The 22,383-nt window shown below is 45.5% G+C and carries 20 protein-coding genes; 10 read left to right on the plus strand and 10 right to left on the minus strand.

Annotated features, from left to right (window positions below):
* Nucleotides 1-96: 96 nt before the first annotated feature.
* Nucleotides 97-882, minus strand: coding sequence for a TatD family hydrolase (locus tag RT143_RS01265; protein WP_313090610.1), 786 nt, complete (start codon nucleotides 880-882; stop codon nucleotides 97-99).
* A gap of 78 nt (nucleotides 883-960) precedes the next feature.
* On the minus strand, nucleotides 961-2,109 hold the full coding sequence (hemW, locus tag RT143_RS01270) for a radical SAM family heme chaperone HemW (protein WP_313090612.1): 1,149 nt from the start codon (nucleotides 2,107-2,109) through the stop codon (nucleotides 961-963).
* Nucleotides 2,110-2,306: 197 nt separating this feature from the next.
* Between hemW and RT143_RS01275 the strand changes: the two genes are divergently transcribed.
* A complete protein-coding gene (locus tag RT143_RS01275) occupies nucleotides 2,307-3,392 on the plus strand; it encodes a hypothetical protein (RefSeq protein ID WP_313090615.1) in 1,086 nt (361 codons plus the stop codon).
* A 208-nt stretch (nucleotides 3,393-3,600) separates the two neighbouring features.
* The gene (locus RT143_RS01280; protein WP_313090617.1) at nucleotides 3,601-4,971 is read left to right on the plus strand and encodes an MATE family efflux transporter; all 1,371 of its coding nucleotides are present in this window, start codon (nucleotides 3,601-3,603) and stop codon (nucleotides 4,969-4,971) included.
* A gap of 225 nt (nucleotides 4,972-5,196) precedes the next feature.
* Here RT143_RS01280 and cysK read toward each other — a convergent pair whose 3' ends face one another.
* Together cysK and RT143_RS01290 are read right to left on the minus strand one after the other, a co-directional pair.
* Nucleotides 5,197-6,213: a cysteine synthase A gene (cysK, locus tag RT143_RS01285; protein WP_313090619.1), complete on the minus strand. Its 1,017-nt coding sequence runs from the start codon at nucleotides 6,211-6,213 to the stop codon at nucleotides 5,197-5,199.
* A 212-nt stretch (nucleotides 6,214-6,425) separates the two neighbouring features.
* Nucleotides 6,426-7,325: a LysR family transcriptional regulator gene (locus tag RT143_RS01290; protein WP_313090622.1), complete on the minus strand. Its 900-nt coding sequence runs from the start codon at nucleotides 7,323-7,325 to the stop codon at nucleotides 6,426-6,428.
* A 161-nt stretch (nucleotides 7,326-7,486) separates the two neighbouring features.
* On the opposite strand from RT143_RS01290, the gene RT143_RS01295 reads away from it, so the two are divergent.
* The 7 genes from RT143_RS01295 (at nucleotide 7,487) to purB (ending at nucleotide 13,549) form a co-directional block, all read left to right on the plus strand.
* Nucleotides 7,487-7,963: a CidA/LrgA family protein gene (locus RT143_RS01295; RefSeq protein ID WP_313090623.1), complete on the plus strand. Its 477-nt coding sequence runs from the start codon at nucleotides 7,487-7,489 to the stop codon at nucleotides 7,961-7,963.
* A 35-nt stretch (nucleotides 7,964-7,998) separates the two neighbouring features.
* Nucleotides 7,999-8,688, plus strand: coding sequence for an LrgB family protein (locus tag RT143_RS01300; protein WP_313090626.1), 690 nt, complete (start codon nucleotides 7,999-8,001; stop codon nucleotides 8,686-8,688).
* A gap of 170 nt (nucleotides 8,689-8,858) precedes the next feature.
* Nucleotides 8,859-9,680 carry a 2,3,4,5-tetrahydropyridine-2,6-dicarboxylate N-succinyltransferase gene (gene dapD / locus RT143_RS01305; protein ID WP_313090629.1) on the plus strand — a complete coding sequence of 274 codons (822 nt, stop codon included), beginning with the start codon at nucleotides 8,859-8,861 and terminating at the stop codon, nucleotides 9,678-9,680.
* Between the two features lie 103 nt (nucleotides 9,681-9,783).
* Entirely contained in the window at nucleotides 9,784-10,188 is a 405-nt protein-coding gene (locus tag RT143_RS01310) for a carboxymuconolactone decarboxylase family protein (protein WP_313090631.1), read from the plus strand.
* A 72-nt stretch (nucleotides 10,189-10,260) separates the two neighbouring features.
* Complete coding sequence (gene queE, locus RT143_RS01315) at nucleotides 10,261-10,983, plus strand: 7-carboxy-7-deazaguanine synthase QueE (RefSeq protein WP_313090633.1); 723 nt, start codon at nucleotides 10,261-10,263, stop codon at nucleotides 10,981-10,983.
* A gap of 59 nt (nucleotides 10,984-11,042) precedes the next feature.
* The gene (locus RT143_RS01320) at nucleotides 11,043-12,086 is read left to right on the plus strand and encodes a multidrug resistance efflux transporter family protein (protein WP_313090635.1); all 1,044 of its coding nucleotides are present in this window, start codon (nucleotides 11,043-11,045) and stop codon (nucleotides 12,084-12,086) included.
* An 80-nt stretch (nucleotides 12,087-12,166) separates the two neighbouring features.
* Complete coding sequence (gene purB, locus RT143_RS01325) at nucleotides 12,167-13,549, plus strand: adenylosuccinate lyase (protein ID WP_313090637.1); 1,383 nt, start codon at nucleotides 12,167-12,169, stop codon at nucleotides 13,547-13,549.
* A 105-nt stretch (nucleotides 13,550-13,654) separates the two neighbouring features.
* Here purB and nfsA read toward each other — a convergent pair whose 3' ends face one another.
* The 6 genes from nfsA to pepN form a co-directional block, all read right to left on the minus strand.
* Complete coding sequence (gene nfsA / locus RT143_RS01330) at nucleotides 13,655-14,431, minus strand: oxygen-insensitive NADPH nitroreductase (protein ID WP_313090639.1); 777 nt, start codon at nucleotides 14,429-14,431, stop codon at nucleotides 13,655-13,657.
* A gap of 55 nt (nucleotides 14,432-14,486) precedes the next feature.
* Nucleotides 14,487-15,350, minus strand: a complete 864-nt coding sequence (locus RT143_RS01335; protein ID WP_313090641.1) for an HpcH/HpaI aldolase/citrate lyase family protein — start codon at nucleotides 15,348-15,350, stop codon at nucleotides 14,487-14,489.
* 111 nt (nucleotides 15,351-15,461) lie between these two features.
* On the minus strand, nucleotides 15,462-16,817 hold the full coding sequence (locus RT143_RS01340; protein WP_313090643.1) for a solute carrier family 23 protein: 1,356 nt from the start codon (nucleotides 16,815-16,817) through the stop codon (nucleotides 15,462-15,464).
* A 39-nt stretch (nucleotides 16,818-16,856) separates the two neighbouring features.
* A complete protein-coding gene (locus RT143_RS01345) occupies nucleotides 16,857-17,627 on the minus strand; it encodes a nitroreductase family protein (protein ID WP_313090644.1) in 771 nt (256 codons plus the stop codon).
* A gap of 21 nt (nucleotides 17,628-17,648) precedes the next feature.
* Nucleotides 17,649-18,941, minus strand: a complete 1,293-nt coding sequence (locus RT143_RS01350; protein WP_313090645.1) for a YbfB/YjiJ family MFS transporter — start codon at nucleotides 18,939-18,941, stop codon at nucleotides 17,649-17,651.
* 55 nt (nucleotides 18,942-18,996) lie between these two features.
* The gene (pepN, locus tag RT143_RS01355; RefSeq protein ID WP_313090660.1) at nucleotides 18,997-21,618 is read right to left on the minus strand and encodes an aminopeptidase N; all 2,622 of its coding nucleotides are present in this window, start codon (nucleotides 21,616-21,618) and stop codon (nucleotides 18,997-18,999) included.
* Nucleotides 21,619-21,915: 297 nt separating this feature from the next.
* Here pepN and RT143_RS01360 point away from each other — a divergent pair, with 297 nt between their 5' ends.
* Nucleotides 21,916-22,326 (plus strand): MgtC/SapB family protein, encoded by a 411-nt coding sequence (locus RT143_RS01360; RefSeq protein ID WP_313090646.1) that lies wholly within the window; start codon nucleotides 21,916-21,918, stop codon nucleotides 22,324-22,326.
* Nucleotides 22,327-22,383: the final 57 nt, after the last annotated feature.

Raw genomic sequence — 22,383 nt, forward strand, 5'->3', positions numbered from 1 at the left:
TACGTATGATACATGACTGATGAGTCATTGCCAAATGTTTTATCACATAAATTTTATTACCTACTTAATAAAGTATAAAGATTTCGTTAACTATATTTAAGCGTACTGATGTAATAATGCGTCAAAATTTTGATGAGTTAAGTGAGCGAACTCATCCACTGGCATGTCATAATGCTTGGCGAGAAAATCCGCCACATAGGGTACAAAAGCAGGCTCGTTAGATTTACCGCGTTTAGGCACTGGCGCAAGATATGGGCTGTCGGTTTCAATCAAAATGCGATCTTTAGGCAGTTTTTTCGCCACTGCTTGTAATTCAGTGGCGTTTTTAAAGGTCACAATCCCTGATAAAGAAATATAAAAACCCAAGTCCAAGGCTTTTTTGGCTGTCGCATAATCTTCCGTAAAGCAATGAATAATGCCATGCTCGGCTTTTTCTGCTTTTAATAAATCCAATGTATCGTGTTTCGCCTCACGGGTATGGACGATAATGGGTTTTTTTAGGTGCTGACTAGCGTGGATATGGCGGGCAAAGCTCGCTTTTTGTTCTATGCTGTTTTCTGTTGACCAATAATAATCAAGCCCCGTCTCGCCAATTGCCCAAACATGCGGCTGATTTGCCATTTCAACGAGTGTTTCAACCGTTGCACTCTTTAGCATAGCAATGTCTTCGCAGGGATGCACGCCCACACTCATCCCCAACGTTAGCCCGTCAATTTTCGTATTGATAATCTCATAAATAGCATCGTATTCATCCAGCTCACACATAATCGCCATAATCCGCTGCACATTGGCATCCTTGGCGGCTTGTAAGGCTTGACGGATATCACCTTGATATTTTTCTAAATCCAAACGGTTTAAATGCGCATGGGTATCGGTAAACATATCACTCTCTTTTTTTAATTGATTGACGCTTAAATAAGGCTGCGGCGCATAAATTCAATCAAATGCGCAGTCAAAGGTTTAGTCATCGGGTAAAAATTCTTGCAGGACTTGGTTTAAAAATAAAAACCCTTGCGCTGTGCAGTGGATATGGTCACCGCTTAACTCAACCAAACCCCGACTGTGTAGTTTTATCAATTGCGGCTCAATGACTGACCATGCCAAGCCTGTTCTCTGTGTCCAAAACTGTTTGGGCACGCCATTTTTTAGCCGCAGCCCATTCATCATAAATTCAAACGGTAAATCAGACGGCTCGATGGCTTGCCAACCTATCGCCGACTGATTAACCCTATAATCTTTTGGTAAGCGGGATTTGCTAAACCGGTAAATGCCATCAGGCCGCGTGACTTTACCGTGCGCGCCTGCCCCAATTGCCAGATAATCGCCAAACTGCCAATAATTGAGATTATGCTGACTGGGTTGAAAATCCGTCTGCCTTGACCATGCCGACACTTCGTATTGCACAAACCCATTGGCTTGCAAATGCTGAGCGCCTTGCTCAAAAATGTCCACCAATATCTCGTCATCGGGCAAAATCGGCGTATTGCGATAAAACACGGTATTGGGCTCAATGGTGAGCTGATACCACGAAATATGCGAAACGCCCAAATCAATCGCTTGCTGCAAATCGCTCAGGGCGTCTGCCAATGTTTGGTTGGGCAAGCCATGCATTAAGTCGATATTTAGCTTTTTAAACCCTGCTTGCTGGGCATTGGCAATAGCTAAAAGCGCTTGCTGCGGGTTATGAATCCGCCCCAAGGCAGCAAGTTTTTGGGTTTGAAAACTTTGCACACCGAGCGACAACCGATTGATACCGACCGCTAAATACTCATGAAATGGCGCATGCTCCACGGTGGCAGGATTGGCTTCCATGGTGATTTCGCAATCCTCAGTCAGTGGTAACTGAGCATTGATACCCGCAAAAAGCTGCCGATATTGCGCAATCGGCAGCAGCGATGGCGTGCCGCCCCCAATAAAAATGGTGGAAATCTTGCGCCCTTGTACAAAGCTTAGCTGGGTTTTTAAATCGTCTAATAAGGCATCGACATAGCCTACAAAATCAATCGGTGTACGGCTTTCATGTGAGTTAAAATCACAATACGGGCATTTTTTAACACACCAAGGAATATGGATATAAAGCGATAAAGGGATAAGGTTTGGATTTGGCATTAATCAGTAACTAATTCATTTGATTGATAATTTAACAAACTATAGCCAATAATTTTTTGATGATAATCGTTACTATTTGGCTATACTTTAAAAAATAACAATGGTAGCATAGCCCAAACTTTTATTTTGATTTTATTTAATAATTTATCGCTATTTGTTATTGCTATTTCATCTATTATCAAGGAAGGATTGTTATCATGTCATATACCCAAGTGCCTTATAAAAAACCGCCTTGTAAAAAAGCGCCATGTAAAAAGGTGCCTTATAAAAAAGCGTCTTATAAAATAGGCATGCTAACTGCGTTCACTATCGCCCTATCTGCGTGTGGTGGCTCAGGGAGTGAGACTGTCGACAATGCCCTAAACGATGCCAATGATAGTTATAAAAACATTGCAACGGATGTCCGCACTGCCTACAAAAAAGTCGAGGATAAATTAACCAATAAAGAAAAAAGCATGGCAGAGATTTTACAAAGTATCTTTTTGCCCGAAGACAGCTTAGATAATTTTTTGGACAAAATCACCCCAGAAGGCGGTAAAGGGGGTTTGTATGTTGGCTATTTTGTAGAAGACAACGACAACGAGCCCAATGATAGCGACCTGGGCGTGGTGTATTTTGATATTGGCAATGATTATGCTGCTTCGGTGTATGGTCAAATGAGCTATCAACAAAAAACTTGCCAAGACCCAAACACCTTAACCACAGAAAAAATCTCTATTAAAACTGACGAAGCGATGGGTGGTGTGCTGTCTGGCACACTCGACCCAGCAGCAAAATTTGATAATACGGTGCTTAAATTTTTACAGTTTGACGAATTAAAAACCTCTGTGGCGGGCATGCCATTTAATGGCGATTATGATAGCAAGCGCGATTATTGGGATGGTCAATATAGTTATGAGGTGGGTGTCGATTTTGGCAGAGAATTATCTGACAATAAAGACGGCTGTGATGTCAACTATACCTTAGGCGGCGATGGCGATTTTAAAGTATTGCCACTCACTGCTACGGTCGGCAAGTTAGATGTTAATCTTACGGGGACAGGTAGTACCCTAAACCTCAATTGGACTGCGCCTGCCAACACCGCTCGCACGCTTGTCACCCAAATCAATTTGGATAAAGCCACTGACCACGGTATGGGTTTTGTACGCACCAACCAATTAACCTATGGCACTACTTTTACACCGTTTGTGGATGCCACCAAAGCCAATTATGCTTTTGTGGTACAAACCTTTGATGCGACCAATAAACTCACAGGCTATCAAGCCATGATTCAAGCGCTTTAAAAGCTACTGTTGAAAAAAGCCTTTATCAAATTCTGGCAACATTTGATAAAGGCTTTTTCATGTTGATACTATCACAATCAAACGCTAACTTTTTTTGACCTTTAGTTTGTTGACCTGTTAAACAATAAATTAAACAATAAAAAATCATGCCGCAAAATCTGTTAAACTGCCGCCTTTATTGAATTTTCAACGAATATTTGGTCATTACATGCTGTCAGCTATTGCTCGTCAAGACTTAAAACAATTATTTGTCTTGACCTTACCTATTTTAATCACCCAGATTTGCCAGTCAGGACTCGCCTTGGTCGATACTTTACTCGCTGGGCAAGTCTCCGCGCTAGATTTATCGGGCGTGGCAATCGGCGCGGGTATTTGGATGCCCACCTTTTTGCTGGCGGTTGGTATTTTGCTTGCCACCACGCCATTGATTGGGGAAGCGATTGGTCAGCAGCAACTACAAAAAGTGCCGTTTATTACCCAACAATCGCTTTGGCTGGCGCTTATCATCGGTATTATAGGTTTTGTAGCGGTTAATCAGCTGCATTATTTGTTTGATTGGATGAAGGTACCGAAAGATATTCAGCATATCGCCCAAAAATTCTTGTTTGGTATCTCTTTTGGGTTTCCTGCAGTCTGTCTATATACCTCGCTGCGCTGCTACACCGAAAGCTTAAAACATCCCACCGTGGTCATGGTGATTAGCCTGATTGGTTTGATTTTAAATGTGCCGCTCAGCTATGCGTTTATCCATGGCGTCACTCTCGGCGAAACTATGCTGATTCCTGCTATGGGCGGTGCGGGCTGTGGTTTCGCCTCTGGGATTGCGTTATGGATAAATTTATTGATGTTGGTAAGCTATTTGACTCTGAGCCCCCAGCCAGATTTTGCCAACCAGCGCTTTTTTGCCAATTTTGCCGGTATGGATTTTGCTCAGTTGCGTCAGCAATTATCGATTGGCATTCCCATTGGCATGTCGATTTTTTTTGAAGTGAGCGCGTTTAGTCTAGCTTCCATAATCATCAGCCCACTGGGTGAAATCGCGGTGGCAAGCCATCAGGTCGCGTTGACGATTTCATCGCAGTTATTTATGTTTCCGTTTTCAGTGGCGATGGCGCTCACCATCATGGTGTCAAACCGCTATGGTGCCAAAGATTACCGAGAGCTTAAACGCATCAAGCTCATCGGCATTGCCGTAGCCACGTCATTTGCGGTGATTAGCATGTTGTTAACTGCCATTTTTCGGCAAACCCTGCCAACTTTCTTTAGTGAAAATCCCCAAGTGATTCAGCAAGCCGCGCTGTTGTTATGGTTTGCCACCGTGTATCAGTTGTTTGATGCCTGGCAGGTCAATTTTGCGGGGATTTTGCGCGGTATGCAAGATACCACAGTGCCGATGTTTATCACCTTGTTTTGCTATTGGGTGGTGGCGATTCCGCTGGGTACCTATTTGGTGCGCCATACCGATATGGGGGCTAAAGGATTTTGGATCGCGCTGGTTGCGGCGCTGGGATTGGCGTCACTGCTGTTAGGAACGCGTTTATTACGTCAGCAAAAACGCTTAAAAATGGCTTGGCAATAAAAATAAGTCGGTAATAAAAACCACTTAAAAAGAAAAATGAGTGGCAATGATTGGAAAATTCGCTTAGGCTATTTATTGTGAGCTATTCGTTATGGGTCATGGGTTGATGACTATGTTTAGGGTGTTAAACCGATGATTTTTATAGCGATTTTAAATTAAAATCAAAGTAAAAATAAATTAAAAAAGGGCTAACTAACGCCCTTTTTTATCGTTCATAAAAGTTTATTAATTAAAGTTCTCGCCAGTGAAGATACCATCAAATAGCACACTGGATAAATAACGCTCACCACTGTCTGGCAGAATAACTACAATGGTTTTGCCTTGCATCTCAGGGCGGCTTGCTAGTTGATACGTCGCTTGCAGCGCTGCACCACAAGAGATACCACATAAAATACCTTCTTGAGTCATCGCCCGTCTTGCCCATGCAATCGCATCATCGCCAGTTACCGTGACGACTTCATCAAGCAAATCAAGCGCAAGATTTTTTGGGATAAAGTTGGCGCCAATCCCTTGGATTTTATGCGGACCTGGGGTGATGGTTTTGCCTTCACGCGTCTGGGTAATAATCGGTGATTCTGCAGGTTCAACCGCGACGGTATAAAGCGGCTGATGTTTGATTTGTTTAAAATAACGGGCGATACCCGAAATCGTCCCGCCTGTACCCACGCCTGCAACAAGCGCATCGACCTTACCCGCTGTGGCATTAAAAATCTCAGGTGCGGTGGTTTTGACATGGGTGTCTGGGTTGGCAGGGTTATCAAACTGTTGCGGCAAAAAGTATTCGCCAGGATGGTTGTCATGGATTTCTTGTGCAGCTTCCACCGCCCCTTTCATACCTAGCGAAGGCTCAGTGAGCACCAAATGTGCGCCCAACGCAGCCAGCACTTTACGGCGCTCCATACTCATTGAGGCGGGCATGGTCAGCGTGATTTTATACCCTTTGGCTGCTGCCACAAACGCCAGCGCAATCCCCGTGTTACCACTCGTCGGCTCGATGATTTGCATACCTGGCTTTAATAACCCTGCTTGCTCGGCGGCTTGCACCATGCCTGCACCGATTCGGCATTTGACCGAAAACGCCGGGTTACGGCTTTCGATTTTGGCAAGCACGGTCACCCCCTGTGGCATGATATGGTTAAGACGCACCAGCGGCGTGTTACCAATAGCATCGGCATTGTTGGCATATACCGCTGTGCCAAGGTTGGCGGGTGCGGTGTAGTGATCATCAGGTTGTTGTAGCATAAGTATTCCCTTTTTTGTTAGATATTGTTGAATGATTTTACGGCAGTGATTTTGCGGTGTCTAACGCCATTTGGTAAATTCCATATATCAAAAAGCATTAACACACGGGGCTATAACACAAGGCTATAATACAAAGCCGTAACACGAGACTCTAAGCAGGTCTATCAAATGTTTATAACCTGTCGATTAATCTTTCCTATTAAACTTTCCCATTAAATTTTATTATTAGCTTGGCGCTGTACTATGTTTAGCCAAGCTTGCATCGCTGGGGTCAGCGGTCGGTGTTTTCGCCATGCCATCACCATTTGCCAAGTCAAATTGGGCTGGACGAGCGGCAGGCAAACAAGCTGTTTGTCATCGAGCTTATCAGTGTAATATTTGGGCAGTAGCGTCACCCCCATGTTTTTTTTCAACAATGTCGTCAGTAGTTGCCATTGGTTGGTGTGGCAAACGATATTGGGTTCAAAGCCAAGTTTTTGGCATTCTTCGACAATCATTGAGGTAAATGACGAATGGGACGCAAACAACATCAACGACGCATTTTTTAAGGATTTTAAAGTCACTTGTTTGATGGTATTGCCCATATGCTGCCGGTGTGCCACCAACATAATGGGATAATCGCATACTGGGATATAATCAAAGTCCTCCTCAATCGGTTGCATCAAAGTACACACATCAAGCGTATCATCGAGCAAGGCTTGTTTTAACGACTCTGCGCCATCTTCTAGCAACGACAGCTCAATATGGCGATGGGTTTGATAAAACTCAAAAATCGCATCGCTCAACAACTCTCCCCCGAGCGGTGACAACCCTAGTCGCAGCTGCCCGCGATCCATGTGCTGATATTGTGTCACCGTCTGCTCAAGGTAGCCGACTTGTTGTAACACCGTCTGCGCCTGCTCATATACCAATGCGCCAATTTCGGTCAGCGCAATATCCCGCTTGCGGCTCATCAGTTGCTTATCAAACAGCGCCACGCCTAGCGTATCTTCCAAATTAGAAATGGCTTTGGTCACTGTCGGCTGCGTCAAACTCAATGTATCGGCAGCATGAGAAAATCCGCCGGTCTTCACCACCGTGATAAAGCATTGAAGTTGTTTTAAGGTCATCATATTTCTGAACTGCCCAAAATAGCTTTATAGTGTTATAGCCCTGTTTTGTAGCTTTATAGATTTTACGCATAATATAAAAAATATTATTCATATTTTTTGTTAATGGTTTTTTTATACTAGATATCTCAATTATTGATGACTTGTTTACCATGAAACGCGCTATGAATCTTCCGACTTTTCAGCAGCTATTACCCCATAAACTGGTGCCCCATAAACTGCTACCCCACAAAATAGACCCTATGTTACAACAGCCACTGGTCAAAATTTTACTGCAAATCACCCTCATTGGTGTGGTATGGGGCGCGGCTGACATCCTCAAAAAATTATTCAACCTACCTATGTCATCTGGCATTGTGGCGCTGTTTTTGATGCTGGCATTGTTATTAACTGGGGTTATTAAACTCGACTGGGTCAATGTCGGCGCGAAGTTTATCTTGGGCGAGTTGGTGCTGTTATTTATTCCGCTGATGATGTCGATTACCCAATATCAGCAGTTATTTTTTGCTAAAGGTTGGCAGCTGATGATTACCATTGTCGTGAGTACGGCATTGGTGATGCTCAGTTCTGCCCTAACTTTTATGCTAGGCAATCGCGTTAAGCGCGTGTTGTATCGCCGCAAGCACCATGCCCATCAATAATCACATACCATTAATCATACCAATCGTAATTTACTATGAATATTATCTCTATCGGCTGTTTACTGTGGACTATCTTGGCATATGTTTTAGCAAAGCGGGTGTATGCCCGTTACCCAAAATTTTGGCTCAATCCTGCCATCACGGTGGCGACGGTAACGATTGTATTGATGATTGTGTTTGGGATTTCTTACCAAACCTATTTTGCCGATACCGCTTGGATTGTTGAGTTGTTGGGCCCTGCAACCGTGGCCTTTGCCATACCGATTTATCAGTATCGTCAATTGATTTACCGCTATGCTGCCGTGCTTGCGGTGTCGATTGTGGTGGGCATGTTGGTGGGTATTGCTAGCATCATGGTGTTTGCTCGCGTATTTAAATTTGATGCCACACTCACCTACAGCTTGATGGCACGGTCAATTTCCACCCCATTTGCCATTGATTTGGCGCAGCAGATTCATGCTTCAGCGGCGCTCGTGTCGCTATTTACCTTAATTACTGGGGTGGTCGGCATGGTGATTGGCGATATGGTACTGGCGTGGTCAAAAATTCGTTTTCATCTTGCCCACGGCGTGGCATTTGGTAATGCGTCACATGGTTTTGGTACCGCAAGAGCCAGTCAGCGCCATGAAAGCGAAGGCGTGATTGCCAGTCTGACGATGGTATTGGCAGGGTTATTTATGGTATTTTTTGGTCCTGCGCTGATTCATTTAATGACGGCTATTTAACCCAGGCTTTTTAAGCTATTTAACACATGGCTTTTAATACGTACCTTGATTTTACAATACCTCAAAGCTGTCTAGTCATGAAAACTTGCCAAAATGACGTATTAATATTTGCCAAACAAAATAAAATTAGCGACAATGACCTACCTTTTTTTGGATTGTAGGAAAAAATTATGTCATTACAACAGATTATTGAAGATGCGTTTGAAAACCGTGCCAACTTCAACCCCAATGACGCCACCGACGATGTGCGTGCCGCCGTCAATGACGTCCTCGCTCAGCTCGATGCCGGCACCTTACGCGTGGCAGAAAAAAAAGACGGTGAATGGATCGTCAACCAATGGGTCAAAAAAGCGGTATTATTATCTTTTCGTCTGAACGACAACCGCATCATGAATGGCGGTCGTGACCTGCAGTTCTTTGATAAAGTCGAAACCAAATTTTCCGATTGGGGGGATGAACAATTTGCCAAAGCGGGCGTGCGCGTGGTGCCACCTGCCGTCGCGCGTAAAGGCTCATACATTGCCAAAGGCGCTATCTTGATGCCATCCTACGTCAATATCGGTGCCTATGTTGATGAAGGCACAATGGTCGATACGTGGGCGACAGTGGGTTCATGCGCCCAAATCGGTAAAAACGTGCATTTATCAGGCGGTGTCGGTATTGGCGGCGTCCTTGAGCCGCTACAAGCCAACCCAACCATCATTGAAGACAACTGCTTTATCGGTGCGCGCTCAGAAATCGTTGAAGGTGTGATTGTTGAGGAAGGCTCGGTGATTTCGATGGGCGTGTATATCGGTCAATCAACCAAAATCCTAGACCGCGAAACAGGCGAAATCAGTTACGCTCGTATTCCTGCAGGGTCAGTGGTCGTGTCGGGCAGTTTACCAAGTAAAGACGGCTCGCATAGCTTGTACTGTGCGGTTATCGTGAAAAAAGTTGACGCAAAAACCCGATCTAAAACCTCGATTAATGATTTGCTCAGAATGGACTAGATTTTGAGTCAAGATAACAGTAAATTATTTAAAGCAAATCAATGATGGTTTGCTTTTTTTATAGCCTTCAGCAAATTTTATAGCCTTTATTAAAGGAAACAGTATGTCGTCACAACAAAACACCCCGTATGACAACGGCATTGCGGTCCGCAAACAAGTGATGGGCGATGCGCACGTTGAGCGCGCCATGTCACAAGTCACCGAATTTACTGCCCCACTACAAGACTGGATTAATGAACACGCGTGGGGTTCGACGTGGCAACGCGACGGCAGTGATGGAAAAGGCATTGACCGCAAAACCCGCTCGCTAATCACCCTCGCCTTTTTAATCGCGCAAAAATCCCCAACAGAACTAAAAGGGCATATTCGCGGGGCGATTAATAACGGCGCAAGCGTGGCAGAAATTCAAGAAGTGCTACTACATAGTCTACCTTACTGCGGCGCACCAGCGGCTCAAGAAGCGTTTCGGGCTGCAGTGGACGTGTTAACCGAAATGAAATTGCTTTAACCGCTGAACACAAAGATTTATTGGCATAAATTTGATAAAATAAACGCTAATTTTTATTAGTTAATCACATTTATGCCAAATTCAACGCTACCCATCCGCAATACCACCATTCCCACCACTGACCCCGAAGCAGGACTTAAAGTCACTGAGATTTTTTATTCGCTGCAAGGTGAAGCTTTGACCGCAGGATTACCGACGATTTTTATTCGCTTGACGGGCTGCCCGCTGCGCTGCGTGTATTGTGATACCGAATATGCCTTTGTCGGCGGCGAGCGCATGAGTTTGGAAGGGATTTTGGCAGTGTGTCAGAGTTTTCCGTGCCAGCGTATTTGTTTGACAGGTGGCGAACCTTTAGCCCAGCCCAATGCAATCGCTTTGATGAATTTGCTACTGGCGCATGGCTACGAGATTTCGCTTGAAACTTCGGGCGCGCTGTCCGTGGCAGAGGTGCCAACGGCAGTCTCTAAGGTTATGGATATCAAAACCCCAAGCTCTCAAGAAGCCGATAAAAATCTGTGGCAAAACCTCCCCTACTTAACTGCCCATGACCAAATCAAATTTGTCATTATGAATCGCGATGATTATGACTGGTCAAAACAAATCCTCGCAGACTACCAACTGGATAAAAAAGTCGCAACGGTATGGTTTTCTCCGATGTTTAATGTGGAAGAACGTCAAGCTAATGTACCTACCCTTGCCACTGACTTGGCAGAATGGATACTTGCCGATGCGCTGCCAGTGCGTTTTCAACTGCAACTGCATAAAATCATTTGGGCAGATGCCAAAGGCAAATAGCCGCTGTCAAATAGCTACTGTCAAATCGTTAGAACACAACTTAGGGAAATATCAAGCCAATGGGAAAAATGATTGTTTGGGGGCTGATTGCGTCGGCTTTTTTTAGCACGTCGTTTGTACTGTATCAATTGATGAGTGTACAAGGCGGACATTGGTTTTGGTCAGCAAGTTTTCGCTGTTTTTTTATGTGGCTGTTGTTGTCGGTTTTTATTTTGCTGCAAAACAAACTCAATCCGTCCAAGCTACTAGAACTAGGTAAACTATTTGCCAGTCATTGGCATTTTTGGTGTGTGACGGGTGGCATTGGACTTGGCACGTATGGGCTGCTGGCGTTTGCGGCAGATTATGCACAAGGATGGGTGATTGCCGCGACCTATTTATTTACTGTGGTAGCAAGCTTGGTGGTACTGAGTTTTTTTGGGCAATCATTTCAAAAAAATGTCATTGTCTATTCGGTGATTGTATTTATCGGTGTGGTACTTGCCAATGTGGGTGAAGGGTTAAGGCATAGCATGAGCCAAGGCACTGATTGGCATGCTTTGTTGCTATTTGGTGCGCTACCTGCCTTTATTGCCAGTTTTTGTTTTCCCTTAGGTAATCAATTGATTTGGCAAGCAGGACAACCCAAAGGGGTCGCCACCCATCATACCGATGCAATAAGCAAGGCAACGAACAATGAAACGCGCAAAGTAACGAGTGAATTGGCAACGAGCAAATTGCTACAAAAAGTGCCGCAAGTGACTTCCCCACTGCTATCAAATCCCCTGCATAATGTTTGGCTGATGTCGCTAGGGTCATTACCGATGTGGTTGGTATTAGGCTTTCTGGTACAACCGCCCGCGCCCAGTGTCTCACAAATGACCATTAGTTTTTTGGTTGCCTTGATGGCAGGTGTGCTAGGTACGACCACTTTTTTACATGCCCGTAGTCTTGCCAAACAGCCACAACAACTGGCCGCCGTCGATGCCACCCAAGGCAGTGAAATTATTTTTGCGTTGTTAGGCGGTATGTTGCTGCTGCACACGCCCATGCCATCAGGCTTAAGTTTTGTGGGGATTGCGTTGGTGATTATTGGGCTTGTGCTGTTTGCCAAGCAACGCTAGCGGTAGTCCACGTTGTCATAGTTTGCTATAATGCAGGCACTTTTACGTTAACCCTTTATTTAACCGATTAGGATTATTTGATGAATACTTTGACCGCTCTTTCACCTATTGATGGTCGCTATGCCAGTAAAGTGGATAGTTTACGTCCTTACCTGTCAGAATTTGGCTTGATTCATGCCCGTGTGACGGTTGAAGTGCGCTGGTTGCAGACCCTTGCCAATCATGCAGATATTCATGAAATTCAGCCTTTTTCGGCAGCGACCAATGAGCGCTTAGACGCGATTGTAGCCAATTTTAGCGAAGCAGACGCGATGCGTATCAAAGACATCGAACGCACCACCAACCATGATGTCAAAGCCGTTGAATACTTTTTAAAAGAAAAAATTGCCGATATCGATGCGCTAAAAGACGCGGGTGAATTTATCCATTTTGCCTGTACCTCTGAAGACATCAATAACTTATCACACGCGTTGATGCTAAAATCCGGTCGCGACGTACTGGCGCAATCGATGCAAAAAATCATTGATGAGATTGCAGCGCTTGCCGAAACCCATGCCGACCAACCCATGCTCTCACGCACGCATGGTCAAACCGCGAGCCCAACGACTTTGGGTAAAGAAATGGCAAACGTGGCATACCGTCTGCATCGCCAGCTCAAGCAATTTAATAACGTAGAATTGCTAGGTAAAATCAATGGTGCGGTGGGTAACTACAACGCGCACCTGTCAGCCTACCCACAAATTGACTGGGCAAAAAATGCCGAAGACTTTGTCACCAGTCTTGGGTTGACCTTTAATCCGTATACCACCCAAATTGAGCCACACGACTATATCGCCGAATTGTTTGACGCGCTGCGCCGTTACAATACCATTTTGATTGATTTTAACCGTGATGTATGGACGTATATCTCCTTGGGTTACTTCAAACAAAAACTTAAAGATGGCGAAGTGGGCTCATCCACCATGCCACACAAAGTCAACCCAATCGACTTTGAAAACTCAGAAGGTAATCTGGGTATTGCCAATGCTGTGTTGGCACATTTGGGCGAAAAACTGCCGATTTCTCGTATGCAGCGCGACTTGACTGATTCGACAGTCCTTCGCAATATGGGGGTAGGTTTTGCCCAAAGTCTGATTGCCTTTGACGCCTGCTTAAAAGGTATTGGCAAATTAGAGCTTAACGCCAATCGTCTCAATGAAGACCTAGAGCTTGCACAAGAAGTATTGGCAGAGCCAATCCAAACCGTGATGCGTCGCTACAATGTTGAAAAACCTTATGAGAAACTAAAAGCCTTGACCCGCGGTCAAGCCATGACCCGTGAGATGATGGTCAACTTTGTCAATGGCGATGAACTGGCAGCCGTACCAGAAACTGAGCGTCAACGTTTGGCTGATTTGACCCCTGCCACTTATACAGGTAATGCAGCACAGCAAGCCAAAAACTTGAAAAATTTATTAAAATAAGATTTTTTCGCTCATCAACAATCAAAAAGGACGCCTAAGCGTCCTTTTTTTACATGATTGTTTTACATAAATTTTTTTAGATGAATTTATTGATTGAGCTTTGGGTTATTTTTTGGCATAGCCTTGTTGGTTAAGATAAGGCAGCACGTCGGGACGGACGGGTTTATCCAAATAACTTTCAATGGTTTGCACCCAATCTGACCCTGCTTGACCACGCGCCGCATAATATTCTGCAACGGTTTGGTTATACTGCTCTAACGCGGATTTTTCAGCGGGCTCATATTGGTTGGTTGAGACCACCAATGCCTTTGGCAAACGTGGACGCATGGCAGGGTTTTGGTCAGGGTAACCCAATGCCATGCCAAATAGCGGCACCACGCCTTGTGGCAGTTTGAGTATGTCGCCCATCCGTCTGATGTCATTGCGGACACTGCCCAAATACACACCACCCAATCCCATGCTCTCAGCCGCTAGTAGCAGATTTTGCGCCATAATGGCTGCATCAACCGCCCCAACAATGGTGACTTCAGTCCAATCAATTTGCGCGTTAGGTACAAGGGTTTGATGGCGGTGGTTGTCCATACAAAAAATTAGTAGCTCGGCACAGTGCTCCACATAGGGATGACCGTATTTTTCCCCGTCTTTAGCTTGCTGGGCATCGGCGCAAATACGGCGGATGTCATAGCGCCGCTTGGCATCTGTCACCCGAATGATGCTTGCTGACTGCAAAAATCCCGATGATGAGCCTGCCATCCCCGCTTCGATAAGCTGCTCAAACGTCGCTGCATCTATTGGCTGGTTGGTGAATTTGCGAATCGAGCGATGATTGAGTATCGTCTCTAGGGTGGGTTTACTGTCACTATGCTCACTATGCGTTGTCATGATTTTCCTTGTTATGGTTTATGTTGTTATAAGTTGGGTTATGGTTTGATTAGGCTTAGGGTTGGTATTTTTGAATCAGCTTTTGGGCTTGCACAATCACCGGCGTATCGACCATCTGTCCATCCATGGCAAATGCCGCAAGCCCTGTCTGTGCATAATGGTCAACCACTTTTTTGGCAAAGGCAAGCTGTGCTTGGCTAGGTCTAGCCAGTGCATTGACAATGGCGACTTGGTTTGGATGAATACACAGCATCCCTGAAAAACCCAAATCACGCCACCCGTTGACCCGCTGGGTCAAACCGTCATTGTCATTAAAAGGTGGGTACACGCATTCAATCGGTGGGGTGAGCACATTGATAGCACTATGCAAGCTTAGCTGATAACGGATTTGGTTGGCAACCATCTGACCTGCCTCGCTGTCTGCGCGCACGCCCAATTTTTCACAGATATCCAAAAAGCCAAAACTGAGCGCAGTCAATCCTGCCGCAGCGGCGATGTCGGGTATATTTGCCATGCCTTTGGGTGTCTCAATCAAGGCAATCATGGGTTTGGCGAGCGCATGACGGACGCGGTCAATCTCTATGGCGTGCTCGACTTTGGGTAGCACTACCCCAATCACGTTGTTGATTGCAGACGCTGGCAAAGATTTGAGCAAATCAATATCGCCCGCTTGGTGCTTGCTACTTGCGGCATTGATACGTACCCAAACAGGCTGGGCATCGGCGCCGCTTAGATAATTGACCACATTGTCACGTGATTGCATTTTGACACTATCACTGACCGCATCTTCTAAGTCAATTATCACCGTATCTGCGCCACGGGCAAAGGCTTTTTCCACCCGCTCAATATTGATGGCGGGTACAAACAAATAACTGGTTGCGCTCCATCCCTTGGGTTTTGCTACATTGTTTTCGCTCATGCGACATCCTTTTTCGTCCATTTTTGGTGACATATTTTTCTTTTTGGCAAACAACTTATCAAACAGTTTATCAAACAACGCCGCCCTACCCAAAGTAGCGCGTTTTTTAAGTTATTTCAAAACCGTCAATTTGGCTTTTTCACTGCGGCTAAACAGTAAATTTAACACGATGGCGACCACTGTCGCTGTACCGATACCGCCCAAATTAAATTGTCCAATATGTAAGCTAAAATCCCCAGTGCCCATAATGACGGTCACCGCAGCAATGATTAAATTAGCATTTTTGCCAAAATCAATGTGATTATCGAGCCAAATTTTGACCCCTGCTACCGTGATAAGCCCAAACACCACGATAGAAGCACCGCCCAACAATGGCGCTGGGATGGTATGGATAATCGCGCCAAATTTTGGTGACAGCCCCAGTAGTACAGCAATCAAGCCTGCCACCACAAAAACCGTGGTCGAGTATACTTTGGTTACTGCCATCACGCCGATATTTTCCGCATAGGTTGTCACGCCGGTACCGCCCATGCTCGATGACATCGCCGTACATAGACCATCGGCGAAAAACGCCCGTCCCATATAAGGCGATACCGCTTGTCCTGTCATGGCTTCTACCGCTTTGATATGGCCTAAATTTTCGGCGATTAAAATAAAGGCAACCGGGGCAATCAAAATTATTGCGTTGATATCAAAAGTCGGATGATAAAAATTCGGTAATCCGACCCAAGCTGCTTGGGCAACTGGGGTAAAATCAATCGGCTTGCCATACCCCAGCACATTGGTGAGCACAAAATATGCCATATACGCCAATACCAAACCAATCAGTAGCAACAAACGACGTAGCATACCGCGGCTAAACACAGCGACCGCACTAATACACAGCACCGTCATCAACGCAACCCAACTATCAAACTGGTTCCCCGACACGCCTTTGATAGTCACTGGCGCCAAATTTAGCCCGATAATCATCACAATCGCACCGGTTACCACAGGCGGCATAAGTTTCTCAATCCAGCCAACCCCTGTTTTCATCACCAGTAATCCGACCATGGCATAAAAAATACCACAGACAAAAATACCACCGAGCGCCACGGATAAATTACCATTAAAGCCTGAGCCTGTATAAGCCGTCGCCGTGATGACAGGCGCGATAAACGCAAAACTTGACCCTAAATAACTGGGTACTCGCCCGCCTGTTAAAAAGAAAAACAGCACCGTACTGAGCCCCGCCATCAAAATCGCAAGGTTGGCATCAAATCCCATCAATAACGGCGCAAGCACGGTTGCCCCAAACATCGCAAACGCATGTTGCAGCCCAAGTAGCAGACTTTTATCAGCAGGTAAATACTCGTGGATACGCACAGGATGATGATCTAAATGCCCATCGTAAGGCTGCCATTTTGGGAACCAGCCGCTATCATTACCGGTATTTTGATGGGTTGATTGTCTTTGCGAATTTGCCATAATTTTGCTCTCATCTGTCAACTGCGCGAATTTTACACGTTATTTTTGTTTTGTCAAAAAACCCTGCGCTTTGAGCCAATCTTCTGCAGCAGCGACATACGGTTGACTGTAGTAATCGGCAAATTTTTGACGGTATGGCTTACGCTCACGCGCTTCATTAAACGCCAAAATGGTTTGTTCATAATCGGCGAGCATTTGTGGTAACGCGTCAACTTGATACTGATTGTCAAAATACACCGCAGATTTTGGTAAACGCGGTTTTAGGCGCATTTCCACACTAGGTTTGCCGATACATAAGCCAAAAATTGGATAGGTATATTTTGGTAGCTGAAGCAGTTCGATTAAGTCATTGGCAATCATACGCAGACCGCCAATCGGACAGGTGGCATAACCCAAACTCTCTGCCGCCACCGTGGCATTTTGCGCCGCCAATGCCGTATCGGTAGCCAGGGTAATCAATGTATCACTATCCTTAAAACCCTCAAAGCTGCCGTCATACGCTTGACTGCTCAAATAGGAGCGATAGCCATCCATCACAAATACCAAAAACACACTACATTGGGCAATCTGTGGGTTACGCGGTTGCAAATCGACGATTTTTTGACGTAACGCTTTATCACTGATGTTAATAATGCTGTAGTGCTGTCCGTTTTGCCAACTCGGCGCTTGTTGGGCGCATTTGATGATGTCGTTTAATTGCGAATCTGGCACGGTGGCACTACTGTCAAATTCTCGATACACCCGATGATTTTGTAAAAGTTCAATGGTTTGATTACTCACAGTTTGATTACTCGTAGCTTGGTTATTCATGGTTGCCCCGTTAAAAGTGATTTAAACATGACTTGATGATTGTTGATGTTGATACGGTTGATACGGTCGCCAAAGTAGCGCCACCCCAATAAGCAAAACAATAGCTGAGACGGGTAACAACGCAAGCCAAATATTTTTGCCTGTGGCAACTAGCGCAGTTAAGGGTCCGATAAGCTGCCCAAACGCAAAACTTGCGGTCATCAGCGCACTTAAATTGTATTTAGGGTAGTGCGTGACTTGGCTTGCTGCCACTTGCAGCCCTGCCATCGTCACCACCATAAAGGTGCCGCCCACCATCAGCGCTGACAACATCAAACCTACCAACGACTGCCAAAGCGCAGGCAATAACGTACCAACCGCCATGATGATTTGCGACACTCGCCAAACGCCGAGCAAAGAAAAGTTGTTATACCGGCGCTGTAACCCCTGCGATAACACCACTGACAAAGCCGCCGCCAACCCAAAAAACGGCCAAATCAGCAAATAACTTTGCCCCGATAACCATTGCTTAGCGATTTGTGGCAAAAAAGTCGCAGGTAAAATATAGCCAAAGCCGAATAAACCATAGGCGGTTAATACATTCGCTAATTTTAGCTTGGCAGGTGGCTGTATGCTAGAAGAGGTAGGATTGGTATGGCTGGCTTTGGTATGAGCAGCTTTGCTAGGGTGGGCTTTGGCAGCGGCTGTTGTGGCAGCAGCTGTTGAGGCAAACTGCGAGTTGATTTTCGCCAGCAAAAAGGTGACAACCAAGGTGGCGAGCAGCGCAATCATGCCTAGATACTGCCATAATCGACTCGATAATGGACTGAATGATAACTGGGCCGCGATAGTCGCCGTCGCTGATTGAAAAATAAAATAGCTACAAATCAATCCTGTGAGGGTGATACCGATGCCGACGCCCGTATAAATCAAACCACTGCTGGCTACCTGTCTTGATTTTAACCAATTGATTGCAAACGCACTGATAGATACCAGCACCCAAGCGCTTGCCACGCCCGCTAAAAAGCGTAACACCAGTAACCAACCAAAACCGCTTAGCGAAGCCAGCCAAGTGGTAAGCGTCACTAAGGTGAGACCTAATACGACAAAAAGCGGATGTCGATTACTTTTAAGCAGTGACAGTGCACCGACCAAATAGCCAATATAGTTGCTACTTGATAACCACGCCGTTTGCGCAAGATGCACCGTGCCTTCTTGTATCATCAAAGGCAAAATCGGTGTAAAGGCAAATCGTCCGATTCCCATTGCCACGGCAAGCGCGGTACTCGCTAGGATAAAGCAAAATATAATCTGTTGTCGGTCAGATTGTGACATTTTGCGTTACCCCTTTATTTCATTGACACGGCTTGTCAGCGTTTAAGCTTGCATTTTAAAGATTATTGAGCATACTTTGCAAGGTTTCCTTCACATTTTTGGACGACATATTAGCTTGGCTTAATATCAAAGCGTCGTTAACCATTGACTTTTTGTCTGCTACCAAGGCATTCCAATTTGATAAACCTTGAATCAAACGTGACGCCAACAGTGGGTTACGTTTATCCAAATCTTGCATCATGCTCAAATACTGCTCAACGCCCTGCTGTGTCCAAATTTTGGTAGGCTGCGCGAGCAATCCGCCGAGCACCGCACGCACCCGATTTGGGGTATTGATATCAAAGTCTTGATGTGAGGTTAACGCAAAAATATCGGCAACGCTCGCCTGGCTGTCATTGGCTTGGACACCAAACCATAAATCCATCACCAATGCATCATGATGAAAGCGTTGGTAAAAATCGGCAAGCCATTCAGCTTTTTGCGGTAAACCATGCTCCACCGCGGCATTTAACACGCCTAAACGCTCAGTCATACAAGACGCTTGTTGGTACTGGGTAATCGCCCAGTGTTTGGCATCACTCAGGCCTGCCAATAACGCCATATCCAGTACCACATTTCGCCACGCCCGCACGCCCATGGCTTCGGCGGTATCTTCATACGCGGTAACCGGCAGTTTGGCATACGCACTTTGCCAAATGTCTTTAAGCTGTGTCGCCACGGCTTTTTTGACCGCTTGATGACGGGCACGAACTTGGCTAGGGTCGTAGTCGGTCTGAATCGCACTACCCAGCTCTCGCTCGCTTGGCATATCTAGTAACCGCGCCGCTAGCATAGGATCGGTTTCTGATAGCGCTGGCAGACTGGCTTTTAATGCCGTGATATAGGCATCAGTATCGGCATTTTGCAATAAAATACGATTGACCAACAACTGTGCTGCTTGCCAACGGTTAAAGCCATTGGTCTCATACTGCATCAAAAACGCCAAATCATCATTGCTATACTCAAAATTGAGCTGAACAGGCGCGGAAAAATCACGAAGCAATGACACCACAGGGTCAAAATCCGCTGTGGTAAACAAACCGTCAAAGTTAAACGTCTGACTGTCTTCGCGCAATAACACCAAATCTTCGTGTACCAGTTGTCCAGTAGAACGGTTAAAAATCGCCATTTTGATAGGAATTGGCAAAGCTTTTGGTGCAGGATAGCCTGCCACTGGGCGCGTGTGTTGGCTTAGCGTCAAGATAAGCTTGTCATCTGTTTTTTCAAAATGCCCCGACAACACAGGCGTGCCTGGCTGGGTATACCAATCGATAAATTTTTCAATACTTGGGTCTGCAACGCTCAGTGCAGATAACAAGTCTTCAACCGTGACCGCTTGCCCGTCATATCGGCGAAAATATTCGTCCGTGCCTTGGCGGAATTTTTCTTTGCCAAGCGTATTGGCAATCATGCGCACGATTTCTGCGCCTTTCTCGTACACTGTGGCGGTGTAGAAATTATTAATCTCGACAAAATGGTCGGGGCGTGGCGGGTGCGCCAATGGGCTGGCATCTTCAGGAAACTGCGCCGCTCGTAATGTTGCCACATCATCAATCCGCTGTACCGCAGGGGAATGCAGACTTTCGGAAAAAGACTGGTCACGAAATACGGTAAAGCCTTCTTTTAGGCACAGCTGAAACCAGTCACGGCAGGTAATACGGTTGCCCGTCCAGTTATGGAAGTACTCATGGGCAATCACCGCTTTGACATTAAAATTACGGCGATCGGTGGTGGTCTCTGGGCTAGATAGTACGCAAGCGGTGTTAAAGATATTTAATCCCTTGTTTTCCATCGCGCCCATATTAAACTGGCTAACCGCTACAATCATATAGCGGTCAAGGTCATACGCCCGTCCGTAGTTGTCTTCATCCCATTTCATTGAGTCTTTTAACGCTTGCATCCCGACATGGCACTGCTCGATGTTTTCATGCTTGGCGTATAACTCAAGCAGCACCTCACGCCCTTCACTGGTGACATACTGATCGGTCAATACGTCCAAATCTGCCATCACGCAAGCGAATAGATAACTCGGTTTTTTGGTGGGGTCTTGCCACACCGCAAAATGACGGTCGCCCGCAAGCTCGCCTTGGTCGATTAAATTACCATTGGCAAGCAGCGTTGGGTAAGTTTTATCCGCTTCAATGCGTGTGGTGAAGGTGGCAAGCACATCGGGACGGTCCGGATAAAAGGTAATTTTACGAAACCCTTCTGGCTCACACTGGGTACAGAACATTTTGTCCGCCCCTTCCCCTGCTTGGTATAAGCCTTCAAGACTGGTATTGGTTTGCGGCACGATGGTGACAACGGTGGTAATCTGACAATTATCTGGCGCGTTAACAATCGTTAGGCTTTCTTGGTCTAGTTGGTAGTCGCTTTCGCTTAAAGTTTTGCCGTTTAAGGTAATTGATTCAAGTTGTAATTCTCGCCCAAAGAGTACCAAATCGCCTGCCGTGTTTCTTGTCATGTCAAGATTGGCGGTGACGGTTGCCTGCTTTTTATCAGCGCTATCAAACAACTCAATTTTTAAGTCAATGTGATTGACACTAAAGATCGGCGGCGTGTAGTCTTTAAGGTAGATTTTTTCGGGGTTATTGGCGGTTGGATCAGGCGTCGGTAAGGTGGCAGGGACGTCGGGCATTTCGGCGTTTAAAAGTTGGGGATTTTCGGTTTGGTTGGTTTCGGTGACGTTGGTCATATATTTCTTTAGCTCGCAATGTGTTGTTAAAAATTATTCTCATTCAATGTGGCTATTATGCCATAATTAATGACGTTTTTTGGTCACAAACCATAATGACTTTGTTATTACATTTGCATGCTATTTTTTTTATTTTTATCGGATAAAATTTCAACTCTTTTTGACTCGCTTGTTGGTGACATGATGGATAATTTTGTAGGTAATTTATTTGATTTAGATTGGAAATTGATGGTAGTTCACATGTTTCAAATGGTGATAGCATTTGTATTGGTATTACCTGTAGGCTACAATCGTGAGAATAGTCGACAAAACATTGGGCTGCGCACTTTTCCGCTTGTAAGCCTGGCAAGCTGTAGTTTTGCGCTGCTTGCGTTTGAAGTGCAAGGCGATGACCCCAGTGCGATGGGGCGCATCGTAAGCGGCGTGGTAACGGGGATTGGCTTTATCGGCGGCGGGGCAATTCTCAAAAAAGATGGCATGATTGAAGGGACATCGACAGCGGCTGCGATTTGGTCGGCAGGCTGTGTGGGCGTGGCAGTGGCGATGGGGCGGCTAGAGATTGCGGTATTGATTAGTGTGTTTATGGTAGGAATTTTTTATTTTGTTAGTCCGTTAAAACAAAAACTTAGTAAGGATAATGATGATGCTTAATGTAAAAGGTTGGATGATAGCTTAAACTTGCCCCAAGAAAAGCTGTTACTTTTCTTG

Origin of the sequence: Moraxella sp. CTOTU48268 (assembly GCF_032069585.1) — a bacterium.
Taxonomy (GTDB): domain Bacteria; phylum Pseudomonadota; class Gammaproteobacteria; order Pseudomonadales; family Moraxellaceae; genus Faucicola; species Faucicola cinerea.

Excerpts from the sequence above, each read along its gene's own strand:
- RT143_RS01360 (WP_313090646.1), top strand. The coding sequence starts at position 21,916 with ATGTTTCAAATGGTGATAGCATTTGTATTGGTATTACCTGTAGGCTAC.
- cysK (WP_313090619.1), bottom strand. The coding sequence starts at position 6,213 with ATGCTACAACAACCTGATGATCACTACACCGCACCCGCCAACCTTGGC.
- pepN (WP_313090660.1), bottom strand. The coding sequence starts at position 21,618 with ATGCCCGACGTCCCTGCCACCTTACCGACGCCTGATCCAACCGCCAAT.
- nfsA (WP_313090639.1), bottom strand. The coding sequence starts at position 14,431 with ATGACAACGCATAGTGAGCATAGTGACAGTAAACCCACCCTAGAGACG.
- RT143_RS01340 (WP_313090643.1), bottom strand. The coding sequence starts at position 16,817 with ATGGCAAATTCGCAAAGACAATCAACCCATCAAAATACCGGTAATGAT.
- RT143_RS01265 (WP_313090610.1), bottom strand. The coding sequence starts at position 882 with ATGTTTACCGATACCCATGCGCATTTAAACCGTTTGGATTTAGAAAAA.
- RT143_RS01345 (WP_313090644.1), bottom strand. The coding sequence starts at position 17,627 with ATGAATAACCAAGCTACGAGTAATCAAACTGTGAGTAATCAAACCATT.
- RT143_RS01300 (WP_313090626.1), top strand. The coding sequence starts at position 7,999 with ATGAATATTATCTCTATCGGCTGTTTACTGTGGACTATCTTGGCATAT.
- RT143_RS01280 (WP_313090617.1), top strand. The coding sequence starts at position 3,601 with ATGCTGTCAGCTATTGCTCGTCAAGACTTAAAACAATTATTTGTCTTG.
- RT143_RS01290 (WP_313090622.1), bottom strand. The coding sequence starts at position 7,325 with ATGATGACCTTAAAACAACTTCAATGCTTTATCACGGTGGTGAAGACC.
- queE (WP_313090633.1), top strand. The coding sequence starts at position 10,261 with ATGCCAAATTCAACGCTACCCATCCGCAATACCACCATTCCCACCACT.
- RT143_RS01275 (WP_313090615.1), top strand. The coding sequence starts at position 2,307 with ATGTCATATACCCAAGTGCCTTATAAAAAACCGCCTTGTAAAAAAGCG.
- RT143_RS01310 (WP_313090631.1), top strand. The coding sequence starts at position 9,784 with ATGTCGTCACAACAAAACACCCCGTATGACAACGGCATTGCGGTCCGC.
- dapD (WP_313090629.1), top strand. The coding sequence starts at position 8,859 with ATGTCATTACAACAGATTATTGAAGATGCGTTTGAAAACCGTGCCAAC.
- RT143_RS01320 (WP_313090635.1), top strand. The coding sequence starts at position 11,043 with ATGGGAAAAATGATTGTTTGGGGGCTGATTGCGTCGGCTTTTTTTAGC.
- hemW (WP_313090612.1), bottom strand. The coding sequence starts at position 2,109 with ATGCCAAATCCAAACCTTATCCCTTTATCGCTTTATATCCATATTCCT.
- RT143_RS01295 (WP_313090623.1), top strand. The coding sequence starts at position 7,487 with ATGAATCTTCCGACTTTTCAGCAGCTATTACCCCATAAACTGGTGCCC.
- RT143_RS01335 (WP_313090641.1), bottom strand. The coding sequence starts at position 15,350 with ATGAGCGAAAACAATGTAGCAAAACCCAAGGGATGGAGCGCAACCAGT.
- purB (WP_313090637.1), top strand. The coding sequence starts at position 12,167 with ATGAATACTTTGACCGCTCTTTCACCTATTGATGGTCGCTATGCCAGT.
- RT143_RS01350 (WP_313090645.1), bottom strand. The coding sequence starts at position 18,941 with ATGTCACAATCTGACCGACAACAGATTATATTTTGCTTTATCCTAGCG.